Here is a 15,979-nt window from a genome sequence, read left to right on the forward strand (position 1 = left end):
GGCAACGATGCGGTCGGCCGGGCCATCGGGCGTCAGCCCCTGGGCAGGCTCAGCATCTGTTCGGCGATGATGTTTCGCTGAATCTCGGACGTGCCGGCCAGGATGGTTTCCGCGCGCGACCACAGATAGGCATGCGTGAGCGCCGCTGCTTGCGCGTCGGCGCCTTCGGGCAGGCAAGCCGTTTCACCCAGCAATTGCATCGACAGTTCAAGCAGGCGCTGGTGCGCTTCGCTCCAGTGAATCTTGGTGGATGACCCTTCGGGGCCGGGCGGGTCGCCCCGCATGGCGCCGGCCAGTGCGCGCTGCGACTTCAGCGCCAGCACATGACTGTCGGCCGCCAACCGCGCCCATTTATGCCGCACGGCGGCCGATGAGGCCGGCACGTGCCCGTATGCGTCGGGGCGCAGCGCCAGGTGGCGCACCACATCAAGTTCCTGCGCAAAACGCACCAGGCGCGGGATGAAGTAGGTGCCGCGTTCGAAACTGGCCGCGGCCATCGCCACTTTCCAGCCTTGGTTCGGCTCGCCCAGCAGCAGGTCCTGCGGCACGAAGACGTCTTCGAAGAACACCTCGCAGAATTCGGCTTCGCCCGTGATCTGCCGGATGGGCTCGACCCGCACGCCAGGGCTGCCCATGTCCACCAGCAAAAAACTCAGGCCGCGGTGCTTGGGCGCCTGCGGATCGGTGCGCGCCAGCACGAAGCACCACTGCGCCCGGTCGGCGAACGACGTCCAGATCTTGTGGCCGTTCAGCCGATAGCCGCCTGCCGCGGGTTCGGCGCGCGTGCGCACCGACGCCAGGTCGGACCCGGCGCCCGGTTCCGAATAGCCCTGGCACCAGACCTCGCGGTTGGCCAGGATGCCAGGCAGAAATCGGCGTTTCTGCGCCTCGGAGCCGAAGTGCAGCAACGTCGGCGCCAGAATGCCGTGGCCAATCAGGTTCACGCCCAGCGGCGCGCCGCAGCGGGCGTGCTCTTCGTGGAACACGGCCTGCCGCGACAACGGCAGGTTTTTCCCGCCATACGCTTCGGGCCAGCCCAGGCCGGACCATCCATTCGCACACAGGGTGTCTTCCCAGGCGCGCCTGAAATCCAGATCGCGCGGGGCAGCCCCGCCCGGCCACTGCCGGACGAAGCCAGCGTAGGCCGAGGCCAGCCACTCCCGCAGTTGCTGGCGAAAGGCGGCGTCATCCTGCGCCGCGTTCTCCCATCGGCTCATGCGTACTACTCCAGGCGAATGTTGGAATCGCGCGCCACCTTGGCCCAGGTGGTCACGTCTTGCCGGATGAAGGCCGAGAACGTCTTGGGATCACTGCCGATGATGTCCAGCCCCAGCCCCACGAACTGCGCCTTCACATCGGGTTGCTGGAGAATCTGCGCGAGGTTCTGGTAGAGTTTGTCGATCACCGGCTGCGGCGTGCGCGCCGGCGCCACCAGCCCCAGCCACGGCATCGCCGAATAGCCCGGCAAGCCAGACGCCGCCACCGTCGGCAGGTCCGGCACGGACGCCGACGGACGCGTCGTGGTCACGGCCAGCGCGCGCAACTTGCCATCCTTGACGAAGGGCCCCGACGAGGCCCATGCGTCGAACATCACCTGGATGCGGCCGGCCACCAGGTCGTTCAGCGCGGGTGCGCTGCCCTTGTACGGGATGTGCGCCATCTGCACACCCGCCATGCTGTTGAAGAGTTCGGCTTCCAGGTGCGTTGAACTGCCGGTGCCGACCGACCCGTAGCTGACCTTGCCCGGATTGGCTTTCAGATAGGCGATCAGTTCACCCACGTTCTTGGCGGGGATCGACGGATGCACCTCCAGCACATGCACGACAGACGCCACCTGGCTGACCGGCGCGAAGTCCTTGATGGGGTCGTAGTTGACCTTGGCGTAGATGCTGGGCGCGATGCCCAGCGAGGACGCCGCCATCAGCAGGGTGTAGCCGTCCGGTTCCGCGCGCGACACGTAGTCCGACGCAATCATCGTCCCGCCGCCGGGCTTGTTCTCGACGATCACGGGCTGTCCCAGCTTCGCGGTCAGGCGCTCGGCCAGCAGCCGGCTCATGATGTCCGCCGCGCCGCCTGGCGAAAACGGCACCACGATACGCACGGGCCGGCTGGGAAACGCATCCTGGGCAAACGCCGGGTTCGCGACGCCGATGCAGGCCAGCGCAACGCCGGCCAATAGTCTCTTCATCATGCTTGTCTCCTCCTGGGGATACGCGGCGCGCGGTCGCGTGATTGCGGGTGCGCGCTACGGGGTTGCGGGCAGGATCAACGCGTCCAATACCGCGACGCCTTGTCCTGCCTCTTTGATCAGCAATGGATTGACTTCAATTTCCGCCACGTCCGCGGGCGCCGCAAGCAAGGCGTTGCCAACGGCCACGATGCTGCGGCACGCCGCCGCCAGATCTGCGCGAGGCTTGCCGCGGTAGCCGTCCAGAAGCGGAAACGCCTTAAGCTCCCGCAACATCTGCATGGCGATGTCTTCGTCGACGGGCAGCAGGCGATGGCTCGTGTCCTGGTAGAGCTCGGTCAGTACGCCCCCGAGTCCCACCGTCAGGACAGGGCCGAACACCGGATCGCGCGTGGCGCCAACGATGATCTCGGCCACGCCGCGCTCCATCTTCTGCACCATCACGCCGTCGATGCGCGCATCGGGTTGCGCTTGCCTGGCGGCCTGGATCACCTGGCCGCAGGCGGCCTGCACCGCGGCGTCGTCGGCCAGCCCCAACACCACGCCGCCGGCTTCCGTCTTGTGCGCGATGTCGGCGCTAAGGATCTTCAGCGCCACGGGGTACCCCGCCGCGCGCGCATCGGCCATCGCCTCGCCGGCGTCGCGCGCGGCATGCGCCCGCGCCTGCGGCAGTCCGAAGGCCGCGAGGTAGGCACGCGCGTCGACTTCGTTGCAGGGCAGCGCCGGCACGGGCGTCGCGTCCAGGCGCAGCATCGGCGCAATGCGCTTGGCGGCGCGCGCGTCGCACCACAGCAGATACGGCGCCAGGGCGGAAACGGCCTGGCCCAGGTCTTCAAATACGGCCACCTCGGCGTCGCGTAACGCCGCCCTGCTTTGCGCCAGGCCGGTATCGATCGCGACGAACAGGCGCGGATGCTGGCGCGAAGCCTCGGCCAGCGCATCCGCCATGCGGTCCAGCATGTAGCCCGGGGCGTAGACCACCACCGCGTCGATCGCGTCGGTCGTCGCCAGCGCCTGGAGCACCGTACGCACGAAGTCGGGATCGTTGACCACATTGCCGGTCACGTCCACGGGATTGCCGACCATGCCGTAATCGGGAATGCCGCCGCGTAACACGGCTTGCAAGGCATCGGGCAGATCGGGCAGGTCCAGTCCCGCGCCGATGAACTTGTCGGCCAGGATCGCGCCCAGCGCGCCCGACATCGTCAACACGGCCACCCGCTTGCCCGCGCTGCGGTGGCGCAGCGTCGCCAGACTGGCCAGATGCGCCATCTGCGCGAAGTCCGTGGCCTCGATGACGTTCAACTGCCGGAAGGCGGCGGCGTACACACGCCGATCACCGGCCAGCGCGGACGTGTGCGACCGCACGGCTTGCGCGCCCTTGTCCGTGCTGCCCGCCTTCAGCGCGATCAGCAGCTTGCCCTGGCGCTCAAGCTCGCGGCAGGCGCGCGCGAAACGGCCGCCGTCGCGCAGTTGCTCGATATAGCCCAGGACGATTTCCGTCTGCGGATCGGCGGCCAGGTATTCCAGGTATTGTGAAAAATCCAGGCACGCTTCATTGCCGGTGTTGATGAAGTGCGAAAAAGGCAAGTCCAGCCTGCGCGCGATGGCGTACACGGCCGCGCAGACGTTGCCGCTTTGCGTCAGCAGGCTGACGACGCCCGGCCCGGTTTGCGCCGGCGCGGTCTTGAAGACCGAGGCGAACGCGGTATGCGCCTGCGTGTTCAGGTTGGCGAAGCCCATGCAATTCGGGCCCGCCACGGCCATGCCGCTTTCGGCCACGAACGCTTCCAGCTCATCCTGCAGGCGCGCGCCATCGGCACCTGCCTCGGCAAACCCGGCGGCGTACACAATGGCGGCGCGCACGCCCCGGGCGTGGCAGCGGCGCAGCATGGGCGTAACCTCGGCGGCGGCGATCGCCAGCACCGCCAGATCCACCGGTTCGGGCACCGCCTCGATATCGGGCCAGCAGCGTTTGCCGAACACTTCCTGGTACTTCGGGTTGACGGGGTAGATGCCGCCGGCGTAACCAAAGCGGGCCAAGAGTTCCAACGGCATGCCGCCGATGCGCCCGGCGTTCGTGCTGGCGCCGATCATGGCGATGGACCGGGGGTTCAGCAGGCAATCCAGAGCCGCCCTCATGCCGTTTCGCCCTTCTTGTTGCGCTGGATGGCCTGGGCCAGCCCACGCTCGCGCACCGCCTGAAATTCTTCGCTCAGATGCGATAGCTGATGCGTATCGAAGTGCGCCGACAGCGCGGTGCGGAACCCCTGGGCATCCGCGGTGCGATTCAGCGACCGTTTGATCAGGCGCAGGCCGAACGGCGGCGCCTGGGCGATCCGCCGCGCCAGCGCCAACGTCGCCTCATCCAGTTCGGCCTCGGGCACGACGCGGTTAACCATGCCGATGCGCAGCGCTTCCGCTGCGTCGACCTTTTCGCCGGTGTAGAGCATTTCCTTGGCTTTGCGCAGGCCCATCACCCACGGGTGGATCAGCACCTCGGTCGCGGCGGCCGCCAGGGTGTGGCCCACCGGATCCGAAAAATACGCCGTGTCGGCACACACCACCAGGTCGCACATGTTGGCGATCATGAATCCCCCGGCGACGCAGGCGCCTTGCACTTGCGCGACGGTCGGCTTCGGAAAGTCCCAGATGCGCAGGCAATAGCCGTAGTAGCGGCGCGACTCGTAGTCCCAGCGCTCTTCCACCGTGAAGTCGGCGCGCTTGGCCTGCGCTTCTTTCAAGTCGTGCCCGGCCGAGAAATGCGCGCCGCGACCGGCCAGCACGACCACTCGCACGGAATCGTCTTGCTCGGCGCGCGTCAGGGCGTCGTCCAGTTCGTCCAGCATCTGTTGGCTTTGCGCATTGCGCGCGGATTCGCGCGCCAGACTGATGCGGCATATCGAGTCAAGCCGTTCGACGGCCAAGGTAGCGTATTCCATAGTCTCCTCGTCTTTTGCTATGTCCGCGCTCGACACCGGCGCGGATCGACTGGATTGAATTAACGCACCAGGAATCCTAGAATACAAAATATTCAATAGATTTTTCCCACAATATGAACAAACCAACCGCCACCGGGGGCACCCAAAGCATGCGCCGCGCCTTGGGCTTGCTGCGTGTGCTGGCGCAGCACCAGGAAGACGGCATCGACCTGCAGGGCGTGATGAACGCCACCGGGCTGGAACGCTCCACCGCGCACCGCCTGCTGAGTTGCCTGCTCGAGGAACAGTTCGCCGAACGCGACCACGGCAACCGGCGCTACCGCCTTGGCGTGGACTCCATGCAGTTGGGGTTTGCCGCCCTGCGGCGCACGCCCTTGCTGGACGCGTTGCGGCCGTTCGCGCAAAAGCTCGCGCGCCTGTCCGGCGACACCGTTTTCCTGGTGATCCGTCAGGGTGACTACGCCCTGTGCCTGTTGCGGGAAGCCGGGTCGTTCCCCGTGAAGGTGTTCACCATCGACCAGGGCGAACGCCGGCTGCTGGGGGTCGGCGCGGGCGGGTTGGCGCTGATGGCCAGCCTGCCGGACGAGGACATTGCGGCGCTATACGCCCGCCACGCGGCCAGCTACGCGCAGATCGGCGTCACCAGCGGCGCCCTGATGAAGGCCGTGAAGCAGACGCGCGCAGCCGGGTATTCCGAGATCGTGGACACGATCACACCGGGCGTGTCGGGCGTGGGGGTGGCATTTCCAGTGTCGGAACTGACCTGGGTGGCGTTCAGCTTCGGGGCGATCAGCAGCCGGCTGGATGTCCCCCGCCGCGTGCAGATGGGCGCGCTGCTGCGCGCCGAATGCCTGGCGTGGGCACAGGACTACCTGGGCCACGCCTCCGGCGGCACGTTCCGCCGCTGACGACGGAACGCGGTCCGGGCAAAGCGGCCCGGACCGAACTTGCAAACCGCGTTAAATGCGCTCGAAAATGGCGGCGATGCCTTGGCCCCCGCCAATGCACATCGTCACCAGCGCATAGCGGCCGCCCACGCGCTGCAGTTCATGCAGCGCCTTGACGGTGATGATCGCGCCGGTGGCGCCGATGGGGTGCCCCAGGCCGATGCCGCTGCCGTTCGGGTTGACCTTGGCCGGATCCAGTTTCAGTTCGCGCGACACGGCGCAAGCCTGCGCGGCGAAGGCTTCGTTGGCTTCAATGACGTCCAACTGGTCCACGGTCAGGCCGGCGCGCTTGAGCGCCGCCTGCGTGGCCGGCACCGGGCCGATGCCCATGATGTCGGGATCGACACCCGCATGGGCGTAAGCCACCAGACGGGCCAAGGGCTTGATGCCGCGCTTGGCGGCCACCGAGGCGTTCATCAGCACCACGGCGCCCGCGCCGTCGTTCAGGCCCGAGGCATTGCCCGCCGTGACGGTGCCGTTCTCTTTCTGGAAAACCGGCTTGAGCGTGGCCATGGTGGCGGCGGAGACATCGCGGCGCACGTGCTCGTCGGTGTCGAACACGACTTCGCCCTTGCGCGTCTTCTGCACCACCGGCACGATCTGGTCGCGGAAATACCCGGCGTCAATGGCGGCTGCCGCGCGGCGATGCGATTCGGCGGCCAGCGCGTCCTGGTCCTGGCGGCTGATGCCAAATTTGGCGGCCACGTTCTCGGCCGTGACGCCCATGTGCATGCGGCCGAACGGATCCGACAATGCGCCGGTCATCATGTCCAGCATGACGCTGTCGCCCATGCGGGCGCCCCAGCGCTGCGACGGCACGATGTAGGGTGCGCGGCTCATGCTTTCGGCGCCTGCACCGATCGCGATCTCGGCGTCGCCCAGCAAGATGGTCTGCGCCGCCGACACGATGGCCTGCAGGCCGGAACCGCACAGGCGGTTGACGTTGAAGGCGGGCGTTTCCTTGGCGATGCCGGCGTTCATGGCGGCCACGCGCGACAGGTACATGTCGCGCGGTTCGGTATTGATGACGTGGCCGACCGCGACATGGCCGACCTCGTCGCCCTTGACGCCGGCGCGCTCCAGCGCGGCGCGGATGACGGTGGCGCCCAGGTCGCACGGCGGCACGTCTTTCAGCGCGCCCCCGAAGTCGCCGATGGCGGTGCGGACGGCCGAAGCGACGATGACTTCATTCATGGTGTTTCCTCCTTGTAATGCGTTCCATCATACCGCCGGCCCGCCGGCCCCGGAATGTCCCGGGCGTCAGGCGCGGGGCTTGCGCGCGGCCCGCTGCGCGATGAAGGCGTCCACCGCCTCCGCATGCGCCGGCGTCTTGTGCGCCAGCGCCTGATACGCCGCCGACAGCTCCAGCAGGGTATCCAGCCGCACATGCTGGCTTTCGCGCAGCAGGCGCTTGGTCAGCCGCACGGCGTCGGGGGAATTCGCCGCCATGCGCGCGGCCAGCGCCCGCGCCGCCGACAGCAGTTCGACGGCCGGCACGACGCGCGACACAAGTCCCCATTCGCGTGCGGTCCCCGCATCGATGGCGTCCCCGGTGAACGACATCTCGGCCGCCCGCGCCGACCCGATCAGCCGTGGCAGGAACCACGCGCCGCCATCCCCGGGAACGATCCCCAGTTTGACGAAGCTTTCCGCAAAGGTCGCCTCTTCCGCGGCGATGCGCACATCACACATGCAGGCCAGGTCGCAGCCCGCGCCAACGGCGGGGCCATTGACGGCGGCGATCGTGGGCACTTCCAGCGCATGCAGGGCCAACGGCAGACGCTGGATGCCGTGGCGGTATTCCTGGCGCAAGGCGGCGCTACCGACCTCGGGGCCAATCTGCCGCTGCATGTCGTTGATGTTGCCGCCCGACGAGAACACATTGCCCGCCGCCGTCAGGATCAGCACGCGCACCGCGGGATCCCGTTCGATCCGCGCGAACGCGGCCAGCAACTGATCCACGATGCCGCTGCCCGTCAACGCGTTGCGCGTGGCCGGATCGTCCAGCGTCAGCGTCACGATGCCCTCCGGGCTCTGCTCGTAATGCACGAGTTCCGTCATGTCTTTCTCCTGGTTTGCGCGTTATTGTTTCGGGATGCCGGCACGCTGGGCGGCCTCGTCCCATTTGCGGATTTCGTCGCGCTGGAACACACGGAGTTCCTTCGGCCCCACGGGAAACACTTCCCAGTTCGTGCGCGCCAGGAACTCGGCGGCGTCCGCCGTGCGGTATATGTCCAGCAGCACGCCAGCCAGCTTATCGATGACGGCAGCCGGCGTGCGGGCCGGCGCGAACGCCGCGGTCCAGTTCACCATGTAATAGCCTGGAAATCCCGATTCCTGCAACGTCGGCGTATCCGGTGCGCTCTTTAGCCGCGCATCCCCCGTAACCGCCAGCAGACGCATGCGGCCGCTCTGCACGAAGGGAATGACGGCGCCATAATCGGCGAACACGAAATCCACCTGCCCGCCCGCAAGATCCGTCAACGCGGGGGCCGCGCCGCGATACGGCACGTGGTTGGCCTTGATGCCGCCCATGGCCAGAAACAACTCGGTGGCGATTTGATAGGACGCGCTGCCGCTGCCGAAATTCAGTTCTCCCGGCCGCTGGCGCGCCGCGTTCACCAGATCCGCCACCGTCTTGTAGGGCGCATCGGCCTTGACCACCAGCGCCATTGCGCCGTAACCCAGGCGCGCCACGGGCGCGAAGTCATTGACCGGGTCATAGGGCAAGTGTTTGAACATCGCCGCATTGGTCGCCACGGGCGAATTGCTGGCCAGCAACAGCGTATAGCCGTCGGGTGGCGCCACGGCGACGGCCTGCGCGGCGATGAAACTGTTGCCGCCCGGCCGGTTTTCCACCGTCACGGCCACGCCAAGCTTTTCTTCCATTTTCTTTGCGACATAGCGGGCATTGCTGTCCGTGCCGCTGCCCGGCGGAAACGACACAATCAGCCGGATGGGCTTGTCGGGGTAAGCGGCCTGGGCGGACGCCGCGGGCAGCGCCAGCCATGCGACGCCCGCCAGCGCCAATAGGCGCATCAGCTTGTTCATTGCTTGTCTCCTGTTGTTGTCGTCGCCGAGCGCGTTGGACGCGGCACGGCGCAGCAAGCAGCGTAGGCATACGGACAGGTGACGTCTAATATTAGTTTTTGAGCAAGCGATACCAACCTCGTATCAGTCGGCGGCCGGCTGCCGATATGAGATTCGTATCAAATATCAAATAAATAATATTGGACGGCTGTCAGCGCGCGGCCTGATAGTGGTCGTGGACGCCCCGCTGCGGGGCGCCCGTTCGCTTCGGAGCGCCCATGATTGATACGCTGGAACTTACCGCCATCCCGCCCGAGGATGAGGCCCTGCGCGCCGAGGTGCGCGCCTTCCTGGCCGATACGCTGGATGGGCTGGAACCCGACGAACGCGCGCGCTCATGGATGGGTTTCGACGCGGGGTTCAGCCGCCAGTTGGCCGAACGCGGCTGGCTGGGCCTGACCCTGCCGCGCGAGGTCGGCGGCGCGGCGCGCGGCCACTTCGCACGCTTCGTGCTGTCGGAAGAACTGCTGGGCGCGGGCGCGCCGGTGTCGGCGCACTGGATCGCCGACCGCCAGAGCGCGCCGTTGATCCACAAGTACGGCACGGCGGCTCAGCAAGCGTTCTACCTGCCCCGGATCTGCCGCGCCGAGGCATTCTTCTGCATCGGCATGAGCGAGCCGGGATCCGGCTCCGACCTGGCCAGCATCCGCAGCCGCGCTGAACCGTCGGGTGGCGGCTGGCGTTTGAACGGCAGCAAGATCTGGACCACCAATGCGCACCGCTCTCACTACATGATCGCGCTGGTGCGCACGTCCGGCACGGCCGATGACCGCCACCAGGGATTGTCCCAGCTGATCGTGGACCTGTCGCTGCCGGGCGTATCCATCCGCCCCATCGAAGACCTGGCGGGCGATGCCCATTTCTCGGAAGTGTTCTTCGACAACGTCGAACTGCCCGCCGATGCGCTGATCGGCGAAGCGGGCGCAGGCTGGGCCCAAGTGAATGCCGAACTGGCGTTCGAACGCAGCGGCCCCGAGCGCCTTTATTCCAGCATTGCGCTCCTGGAGTGCTGGCTGACGCATTGCCGCACGCTGTCCGACGACGCCAGCAGTCGCGCCACGCTGGGCAGCATCCTGTCGCAGATGGCGGTGCTGCGCGCCATGTCGCTGGCGGTGGCGGGCAAACTGGCGGCCGGCGCCAGCCCGGCGACGGAGGCCGCGCTGGTCAAAGACCTGGGCACGGAACTGGAACAACTCATTCCCCGCCTGATCGGCGATGCGCTGGGCCGCCGTCCCGAGGTGCCACCGCCGTTGCCGCTGTTGCGCACGCTGGCATATCTGGAACAGGTAAGCCCCACGTTTTCCTTGCGCGGCGGCACGCGCGAGATCTTGCGCGGCATCATCGCCCGCGGCCTTGGACTTCGATAAGGACGCCCCCCCATGGACTCTCTGCTTGGCGACGCCGCCGAACGCCTGTTCGCGCAAACCTGCACGCCCGCGGTGATGCGTGGCATCGAGCAAGGCCAACCGGCCGCCCCGGCCTGGCAGGCCTGCGAAGACGCCGGCTTCGCCGACGCGCTGGTGCCTGAAACGCTGGGCGGTGCCGGGCTGGACCTTCCCGAGGCATTGCCGGTGGTGTTGGCGGCCGGCCGTCATCTTTGCCCGTATCCGATCGCCCACACCATGTTGGCCCGCGCCTGGCTTGCCCGTCTGGGACGGCCCCGGCCAGCGGGTTCGATCGCCCTCGCCCCGCACGGCCTCGCGATCCAGGGCAAGCGGGTGACGGGCGCCAGCGTTCCCTGGATCCGCGCCGCCGACCACCTCCTGGCGCAGATCAACGGGCAGGTCTGGCTGTTGGCAACATCCGCCGGCCACGCGCAGCCGAACGGCGTGCATGGCAGTCTTGACGGCGATGCGTGGTGGCCGTTGGCGGACGCGCAATGCCTGGGCAACGGCAGCCCGCTGGACGAGCTTGCGGCCACCGCCTATGCCGGTCTCATGGCTGGCGCCATGGAACGGGTCCTGACGCTGACGCTGGATTACGCCAACACGCGCGCGCAGTTCGGCAAACCCATCGGCCGTTTCCAGGCCGTGCAGCAACAGATCAGTGTGATGGCCGAGCAGGTCTGGGCCGCGCGCATGGCGGCGCAACTGGCGTTCCAGGGCCATGGCGGCTTGCCGCAAGCGATGCTGGCCGCCATGGGCAAGGCGCGCGCCAGCCAGGCCGCGCCAATAGTCGCGGATATCGCGCACGCAGTGCATGGCGCCATCGGCATCACGGCGGAATACGATTTGCAGTTGTACACACGGCGCCTGCGCGAGTGGCGGCTGGCGGGCGGATCGGAATCGCATTGGCACGAGCGCATCGGGGCGCACGCGCTGGGCAGTGGCGCAGACGCGCTGACGTATCTGCGCACGGCGTTGTGCGGGGCGGCATGACGCGCTGATACCGAAGGGATAGCACGGATGCCGCCGCCGATACGCGCGCCGTATCATCCAGGGCAACCAACACCCCGGGCCGCCCTCATGGATTTCCGCCATCTACAGCAGTTCCTGGTCCTTGCCGAGACGCTGAACTTCCACCGCGCGGCGGAAAAGCTGCATATGTCGCAGCCTCCGCTATCGGTCTCGATCCGCAAGCTTGAAGACATGGTCGGCGTGCCACTATTCGTGCGCGGACGCCAGGGTGTGCAACTGACCGAAGCCGGCTTGGCCGCCCTGGACGAAGCGCACCGCGCGCTGTTCCATGCCGAGCAGTTCAAGCTGGCCGCGCGCGCCGGCGCGGCGGGCGAAGGCGGCACCGTGCGCATCGGTTTCGTCGGGTCGGCCACGCACGGCATCCTGCCGCGCATCCTGCCCTTGTTCCGACAGCGCTATCCCGGCGTGACCGTCGTGCTGCGCGAAGCAACGTCGATCCGCATCATGCAGGATCTGGCGGAAGACACGCTGGAGGTCGGCATCGTGCGCGTGCCGGTGGCCATGGGGTCGAACGTGCGCCTGGCCCCGCTGACCACCGAGAACTTCGCGCTTGCCGTGCCCAAGGGGCACCGGCTCGCACGGCGCGGCAGCATCCGGCTGACCGACCTGGCGGACGAGGCATTCATCATGTACACCGCCACCGAGGCCGCCGGATTGCGCATGGCGGCCATCAACGCTTGCCAACTGCGCGGGTTCACGCCCCGCATCACCCAGGAAGCGGTACAGGTGCAAACGCTGCTCAGCCTGGTTGAAAGCGGATTAGGCGTGGCGCTGGTGCCCGCGGGCAGCCGACGCCATCCGGGGCCCAACGTCGTCTATAAATCGCTGGCCGACTTTCCCGCCGATGCCTCCATCGGCATTTCGCTGGCGTGGAATCCCGACACGGAACGTAGCGCGGCGCGCAACCTGCGCGAGATGGCCAGCCAGGCATTCCGCGACAAGCCTGCCAAATATCCAGTGCCGCGCTTGCGGCAAGGTGGCCGGCAGGCTTAGGATGGAGCATGGTCGCGCCTTGGCGCCCTGCGGGGCTGGGGTGGCGGCGCGGCCCACGTTTGAACCTTGCCAGCGATTCGGGAGCACATCGTGAAGACAGTTGCTGAGATTCTCAGGGAAAAGCCGAACCCCTCCGTCGTGACGGTTTCACCGGATTCATCGGTGTACGACGCCATCAAGACCATGGCCGAACGCAGTATCGGCGCGGTCGTCGTGGTCCAGGGCGATACCGTGCTGGGCATGCTGTCCGAGCGCGACTACGCCCGCAAGGTGGTCTTGCAGGACCGCTCGTCGCGAAGCACGAAGGTGCGCGACATCATGACGGACTCGGTCTATTACGTGGGCCCGGGCGATACGCGGGAACACTGTATGGCCATGATGACGGAACGGCACTTTCGCCATCTTCCGGTCATCGACAATGAAAAGCTGATTGGCCTGCTGTCCATTGGCGACCTGGTCAAGGACGTCATGAGCGAACAGAAGTTCATCATCCACGAACTGGAACGCTACATCAGCGGCGGCCACGCCTGAGCCTCCTTGGCCACGGACCTGGCAGGCGCCGGCTAGCCCGCCGCCAGGATCCGCGCCGCCGGCACGATCAGCCCCAAGCCAGCAGCCAGCAACAGCACGAACACCATGCGCTTGATGGTCTTCATCGAACCCACCGTGCCATAGCGGCGCGCCAGCCACGTCACGCCGATCACGACTGGAAACGCCTGCACGCTGAGCCAGAACGATGACGCCATGAACGCCCCCTGCCCGGTCACCAGGCCCAGGCGCACCACGGCGTTCAGCGAAAACAGCACCAGCAGGCTGTTGCGGATGGACGCCAGCGGCAGGGGCTGGCGGTACAAGTGATAGACCATCGGCGGCCCCGCGCTTGAGAACAAGCCACCCAGCACGCCCGATATCCCGCCGAAAAACACGAAAGACGCCTTGGACGACAGCCGCTCCAGCGGCTTGGCGCGCGCCACCAGCAACACCGCGCAAGCCAGGATCGTGACGCCCAACAGCAGTTGCAAAAACACGGTCGTCGACCCGCTGATCCAGGTCAGCACGGCCACGCCCACGCCCACGCCGACCAGGCTGGCGATCATGGCCGGGCCCATCAGCGACCAGTTCACTTGCGGCTTGGCGCGCGCCAGGGTCACGGCGGCGTTCACCAGCGACAACACGCTGACCACGTTCGCCACTTCAGACACCGACGCCAACTGAAACACGCCGGACAGACCCAGCAGCACCAGCCCGAATGCAAAGCCGGTCATGGTCTGGGCATACGTGGCAAGCGCCACGCAGGCCAGGAAAAGTAGGTGTTGGGTAAGGCTCATGCGTCGGATTTCGGGGGCAGCGGCACGCATGGCGTACGCGGCGCGGGGGCTGTCCAAGGCGGCGATGATATCACCGGGGTACCGCCCTCCCCGTCGCTGCCACGGGCCGCACGACCACATATCTTGTCACAAATAGAAGCGTCCCCGAACCTGCCTGCCGCGCACAGCCGCTATCCTTGCCGCCCTGTCAGTCCTAGCCGGTAAGCCCTTGCCTGAATGACGCCCAAACAGACCACGATCAATACCGTGACCCTGACCTGCTCCACATGCGGCAGCGCTCAGTTCACCAAATTGGCCTCCAACGAATACCGATGCAACCACTGCCACGCCTTGACGCTGGTGGAGGACGATGTCGCCCAGCGGCTGGAGAAGATCCTGCGAGGCATGCAACCGCCTCAGCAACCGCAGGTCAAGCCCAGCGCCCTTGCGGCCATCGGGCTGGCGGTGGCGGCAGTGATCGCCATCCCCCTGGTGGCCGCTCTACTGAGTCCTGGCCGTTCGTCGCCGCCGCCGCGCTTCGTTCAGGAGCCGCCGATCGACGCCTCATTGGTCAAGCTGACCGATGTGCGCGAAACGCAGGTGCACGGCCGCAAGCAACTGGTCATGCTGATGCGCAACGAGACCGGCAAGAAGATCGACACGCCCCGCGTGAACGCCACGTTCTTTCAGGGCGAAATGACGCTGTCGTCGTCGATGGTCTCGCCGTCGACGCACACCTTGCAGGCCGGCGAATATGCCCCCGTGCTGATCTCGGTGCCGGACAAGGCCTATAGCCGCTACGCGCTGGAGGTCGCCACGCCGTCGCCCGCGCGCGGCAAGACCAATGATGTCGTGTCCAGCAAAGTGCAGTTGGTGCGCAACGACGAAGCATACCGGCTGGTTGGCCTGCTGAAGAACCAGGGCGCGACGGAGGCCAACAGCACCCAGATCACCGTCATTCTGTACGGCGACGACGGCGCGATGATCGGCACCGGCATCGGCTACGCCACCGCCAGCCCGCTGGCGCCCGGCGCGTTGACGTCGTTCGACGCGCGCTGCGAAATGTTCGGCGACGGCAACGTCGCGTCCTACGATTACATGGTGCAAAGTGAAAGCTGACCGCCTCGAAGGCAAACCCCTCTCCTGGCCAGCCAAGGCCGGGCTGGTGCTGATCATCCTGGCGGCGATCGGTTTCGCCCTGTACAAACACACCGCGCTGGGCCCCTGGGCCGCGCAGAAGTTCGCCCAGAAAGCGCCGCCGCAAGCCACGCCCCCGGCCAAAGAAGCCCCGCCCAAAGAAGTGGGCCCCGCCAGCCGCATCGTGCGGGTCAGCCCGGCCAATATCCGGGTCATCGACCAGGTCCGTTTGACCACCGAAGAGCTGCTGGACCCGGATTTCGCCCTGTTCGACCCCAAGGCATTCAGCCTGTCGGCGCCGCGCCGGCTGATGGACGAGATCGAGCGCCCCGTCCTGTATGCCGAAGTCGTCAACACCAGCGACCGTTACGTCGCCTTGTCGCCACGGGTGAAGATCGCCGTGTTCGACGGGTCGCGTGCGGTGGACCTGCGCCAGGACTGGCCGCTGCCGACCCACTTGTATCCAGGGGAGCGGGTGACGGTGGCGCTGCCCGGCGGCCGCTATGAACGCGTGACCGAGATCAAGCCGGACTGGTTGCCCGCCAAACGCGCCGCCCTGCCCGGCCCGCGACCGAAGCTGGCTGTCTCCGTCGAGAACACCGAAGCCAACGTCGGCACCGGCACCCTCAATTTCACCTACCGCTACCGTTACAAATACGTCACCGTCCACGGCCGGGTACGCAATGACGACCAGGCGGAGGTCGACGGCGTGCGCGTCTGGATCACCCTGTACGACGCCCAGGACCAGGTGTCCGGCGCCACGTTCAAGGAGCTGCGACTGCCCAAGCTGAAGCCCGGAGAAAGCGTCCCGTTCGAGGTCCAGGTCAAGCAACATGGCGGTAATTTTGCCCGAGTGGGCCTGGTCTACGACGCCACCCTGCGCTAGGCCCGCACCAGATCGCCCTCGGGGCGCACCCTGCGCAAAGGCGGCTCGCAAGGCCGCCTTTTGCTTGCCTGC

15 protein-coding genes are annotated in these 15,979 nt (G+C 67.0%); 7 read left to right on the plus strand and 8 right to left on the minus strand.

Features of this window, described 5'->3' with window-relative positions; all coding sequences use genetic code 11:
* Nucleotides 1–32: 32 nt before the first annotated feature.
* Genes CQ050_RS09465 through CQ050_RS09480 form a run of 4 tightly spaced genes read right to left on the minus strand, consistent with a single transcriptional unit; the run spans nt 33 to nt 5,130 of the window.
* Nucleotides 33–1,217, minus strand: coding sequence for an acyl-CoA dehydrogenase family protein (locus CQ050_RS09465; protein ID WP_105556546.1), 1,185 nt, complete (start codon nt 1,215–1,217; stop codon nt 33–35).
* A 5-nt stretch (nt 1,218–1,222) separates the two neighbouring features.
* The gene (locus tag CQ050_RS09470; RefSeq protein WP_105556547.1) at nt 1,223–2,191 is read right to left on the minus strand and encodes a tripartite tricarboxylate transporter substrate binding protein; all 969 of its coding nucleotides are present in this window, start codon (nt 2,189–2,191) and stop codon (nt 1,223–1,225) included.
* 54 nt (nt 2,192–2,245) lie between these two features.
* The gene (locus tag CQ050_RS09475; RefSeq protein WP_105556548.1) at nt 2,246–4,330 is read right to left on the minus strand and encodes an acetate--CoA ligase family protein; all 2,085 of its coding nucleotides are present in this window, start codon (nt 4,328–4,330) and stop codon (nt 2,246–2,248) included.
* On the minus strand, nt 4,327–5,130 hold the full coding sequence (locus CQ050_RS09480; RefSeq protein ID WP_105556549.1) for an enoyl-CoA hydratase: 804 nt from the start codon (nt 5,128–5,130) through the stop codon (nt 4,327–4,329). The genes CQ050_RS09475 and CQ050_RS09480 overlap by 4 nt, the downstream gene beginning before the upstream one ends.
* A 113-nt stretch (nt 5,131–5,243) precedes the next feature.
* Here CQ050_RS09480 and CQ050_RS09485 point away from each other — a divergent pair, with 113 nt between their 5' ends.
* Nucleotides 5,244–6,038 carry an IclR family transcriptional regulator gene (locus CQ050_RS09485; protein ID WP_105556550.1) on the plus strand — a complete coding sequence of 265 codons (795 nt, stop codon included), beginning with the start codon at nt 5,244–5,246 and terminating at the stop codon, nt 6,036–6,038.
* A 51-nt stretch (nt 6,039–6,089) separates the two neighbouring features.
* Here CQ050_RS09485 and bktB read toward each other — a convergent pair whose 3' ends face one another.
* The 3 genes from bktB to CQ050_RS09500 all read right to left on the minus strand — a co-directional run bounded on the left by bktB (nt 6,090) and on the right by CQ050_RS09500 (nt 9,128).
* Nucleotides 6,090–7,271 carry a beta-ketothiolase BktB gene (bktB, locus tag CQ050_RS09490; RefSeq protein WP_105556551.1) on the minus strand — a complete coding sequence of 394 codons (1,182 nt, stop codon included), beginning with the start codon at nt 7,269–7,271 and terminating at the stop codon, nt 6,090–6,092.
* 66 nt (nt 7,272–7,337) lie between these two features.
* The gene (locus CQ050_RS09495) at nt 7,338–8,138 is read right to left on the minus strand and encodes a crotonase/enoyl-CoA hydratase family protein (protein WP_105556552.1); all 801 of its coding nucleotides are present in this window, start codon (nt 8,136–8,138) and stop codon (nt 7,338–7,340) included.
* 21 nt (nt 8,139–8,159) lie between these two features.
* Nucleotides 8,160–9,128 (minus strand): tripartite tricarboxylate transporter substrate binding protein, encoded by a 969-nt coding sequence (locus CQ050_RS09500; RefSeq protein ID WP_105556553.1) that lies wholly within the window; start codon nt 9,126–9,128, stop codon nt 8,160–8,162.
* Nucleotides 9,129–9,385: 257 nt separating this feature from the next.
* On the opposite strand from CQ050_RS09500, the gene CQ050_RS09505 reads away from it, so the two are divergent.
* The 4 genes from CQ050_RS09505 (at nt 9,386) to CQ050_RS09520 (ending at nt 13,108) form a co-directional block, all read left to right on the plus strand.
* Nucleotides 9,386–10,534 carry an acyl-CoA dehydrogenase family protein gene (locus CQ050_RS09505; protein ID WP_105556554.1) on the plus strand — a complete coding sequence of 383 codons (1,149 nt, stop codon included), beginning with the start codon at nt 9,386–9,388 and terminating at the stop codon, nt 10,532–10,534.
* A gap of 12 nt (nt 10,535–10,546) precedes the next feature.
* Nucleotides 10,547–11,545: an acyl-CoA dehydrogenase family protein gene (locus tag CQ050_RS09510; RefSeq protein WP_105556555.1), complete on the plus strand. Its 999-nt coding sequence runs from the start codon at nt 10,547–10,549 to the stop codon at nt 11,543–11,545.
* A gap of 87 nt (nt 11,546–11,632) precedes the next feature.
* Nucleotides 11,633–12,577 carry a LysR family transcriptional regulator gene (locus CQ050_RS09515; RefSeq protein ID WP_105556556.1) on the plus strand — a complete coding sequence of 315 codons (945 nt, stop codon included), beginning with the start codon at nt 11,633–11,635 and terminating at the stop codon, nt 12,575–12,577.
* Nucleotides 12,578–12,667: 90 nt separating this feature from the next.
* Complete coding sequence (locus CQ050_RS09520) at nt 12,668–13,108, plus strand: CBS domain-containing protein (RefSeq protein ID WP_105556557.1); 441 nt, start codon at nt 12,668–12,670, stop codon at nt 13,106–13,108.
* 32 nt (nt 13,109–13,140) lie between these two features.
* Here CQ050_RS09520 and CQ050_RS09525 read toward each other — a convergent pair whose 3' ends face one another.
* Nucleotides 13,141–13,905 (minus strand): TSUP family transporter, encoded by a 765-nt coding sequence (locus tag CQ050_RS09525; protein ID WP_105556558.1) that lies wholly within the window; start codon nt 13,903–13,905, stop codon nt 13,141–13,143.
* Nucleotides 13,906–14,121: 216 nt separating this feature from the next.
* Here CQ050_RS09525 and CQ050_RS09530 point away from each other — a divergent pair, with 216 nt between their 5' ends.
* Both CQ050_RS09530 and CQ050_RS09535 read left to right on the plus strand, forming a co-directional pair.
* The gene (locus CQ050_RS09530) at nt 14,122–15,003 is read left to right on the plus strand and encodes an FxLYD domain-containing protein (RefSeq protein WP_105556559.1); all 882 of its coding nucleotides are present in this window, start codon (nt 14,122–14,124) and stop codon (nt 15,001–15,003) included.
* Nucleotides 14,993–15,907, plus strand: coding sequence for an FxLYD domain-containing protein (locus CQ050_RS09535; RefSeq protein WP_105556560.1), 915 nt, complete (start codon nt 14,993–14,995; stop codon nt 15,905–15,907). The genes CQ050_RS09530 and CQ050_RS09535 overlap by 11 nt, the downstream gene beginning before the upstream one ends.
* Nucleotides 15,908–15,979 lie beyond the last annotated feature (72 nt).

The organism is Achromobacter sp. MYb9, from assembly GCF_002975275.1.
Classification (GTDB): domain Bacteria; phylum Pseudomonadota; class Gammaproteobacteria; order Burkholderiales; family Burkholderiaceae_B; genus Achromobacter.

Coding starts and splice junctions, on each gene's coding strand:
- CQ050_RS09465 (WP_105556546.1), bottom strand. CDS start 1,217: ATGAGCCGATGGGAGAACGCGGCGCAGGATGACGCCGCCTTTCGCCAG.
- CQ050_RS09470 (WP_105556547.1), bottom strand. CDS start 2,191: ATGATGAAGAGACTATTGGCCGGCGTTGCGCTGGCCTGCATCGGCGTC.
- CQ050_RS09475 (WP_105556548.1), bottom strand. CDS start 4,330: ATGAGGGCGGCTCTGGATTGCCTGCTGAACCCCCGGTCCATCGCCATG.
- CQ050_RS09480 (WP_105556549.1), bottom strand. CDS start 5,130: ATGGAATACGCTACCTTGGCCGTCGAACGGCTTGACTCGATATGCCGC.
- CQ050_RS09485 (WP_105556550.1), top strand. CDS start 5,244: ATGAACAAACCAACCGCCACCGGGGGCACCCAAAGCATGCGCCGCGCC.
- bktB (WP_105556551.1), bottom strand. CDS start 7,271: ATGAATGAAGTCATCGTCGCTTCGGCCGTCCGCACCGCCATCGGCGAC.
- CQ050_RS09495 (WP_105556552.1), bottom strand. CDS start 8,138: ATGACGGAACTCGTGCATTACGAGCAGAGCCCGGAGGGCATCGTGACG.
- CQ050_RS09500 (WP_105556553.1), bottom strand. CDS start 9,128: ATGAACAAGCTGATGCGCCTATTGGCGCTGGCGGGCGTCGCATGGCTG.
- CQ050_RS09505 (WP_105556554.1), top strand. CDS start 9,386: ATGATTGATACGCTGGAACTTACCGCCATCCCGCCCGAGGATGAGGCC.
- CQ050_RS09510 (WP_105556555.1), top strand. CDS start 10,547: ATGGACTCTCTGCTTGGCGACGCCGCCGAACGCCTGTTCGCGCAAACC.
- CQ050_RS09515 (WP_105556556.1), top strand. CDS start 11,633: ATGGATTTCCGCCATCTACAGCAGTTCCTGGTCCTTGCCGAGACGCTG.
- CQ050_RS09525 (WP_105556558.1), bottom strand. CDS start 13,905: ATGAGCCTTACCCAACACCTACTTTTCCTGGCCTGCGTGGCGCTTGCC.
- CQ050_RS09530 (WP_105556559.1), top strand. CDS start 14,122: ATGACGCCCAAACAGACCACGATCAATACCGTGACCCTGACCTGCTCC.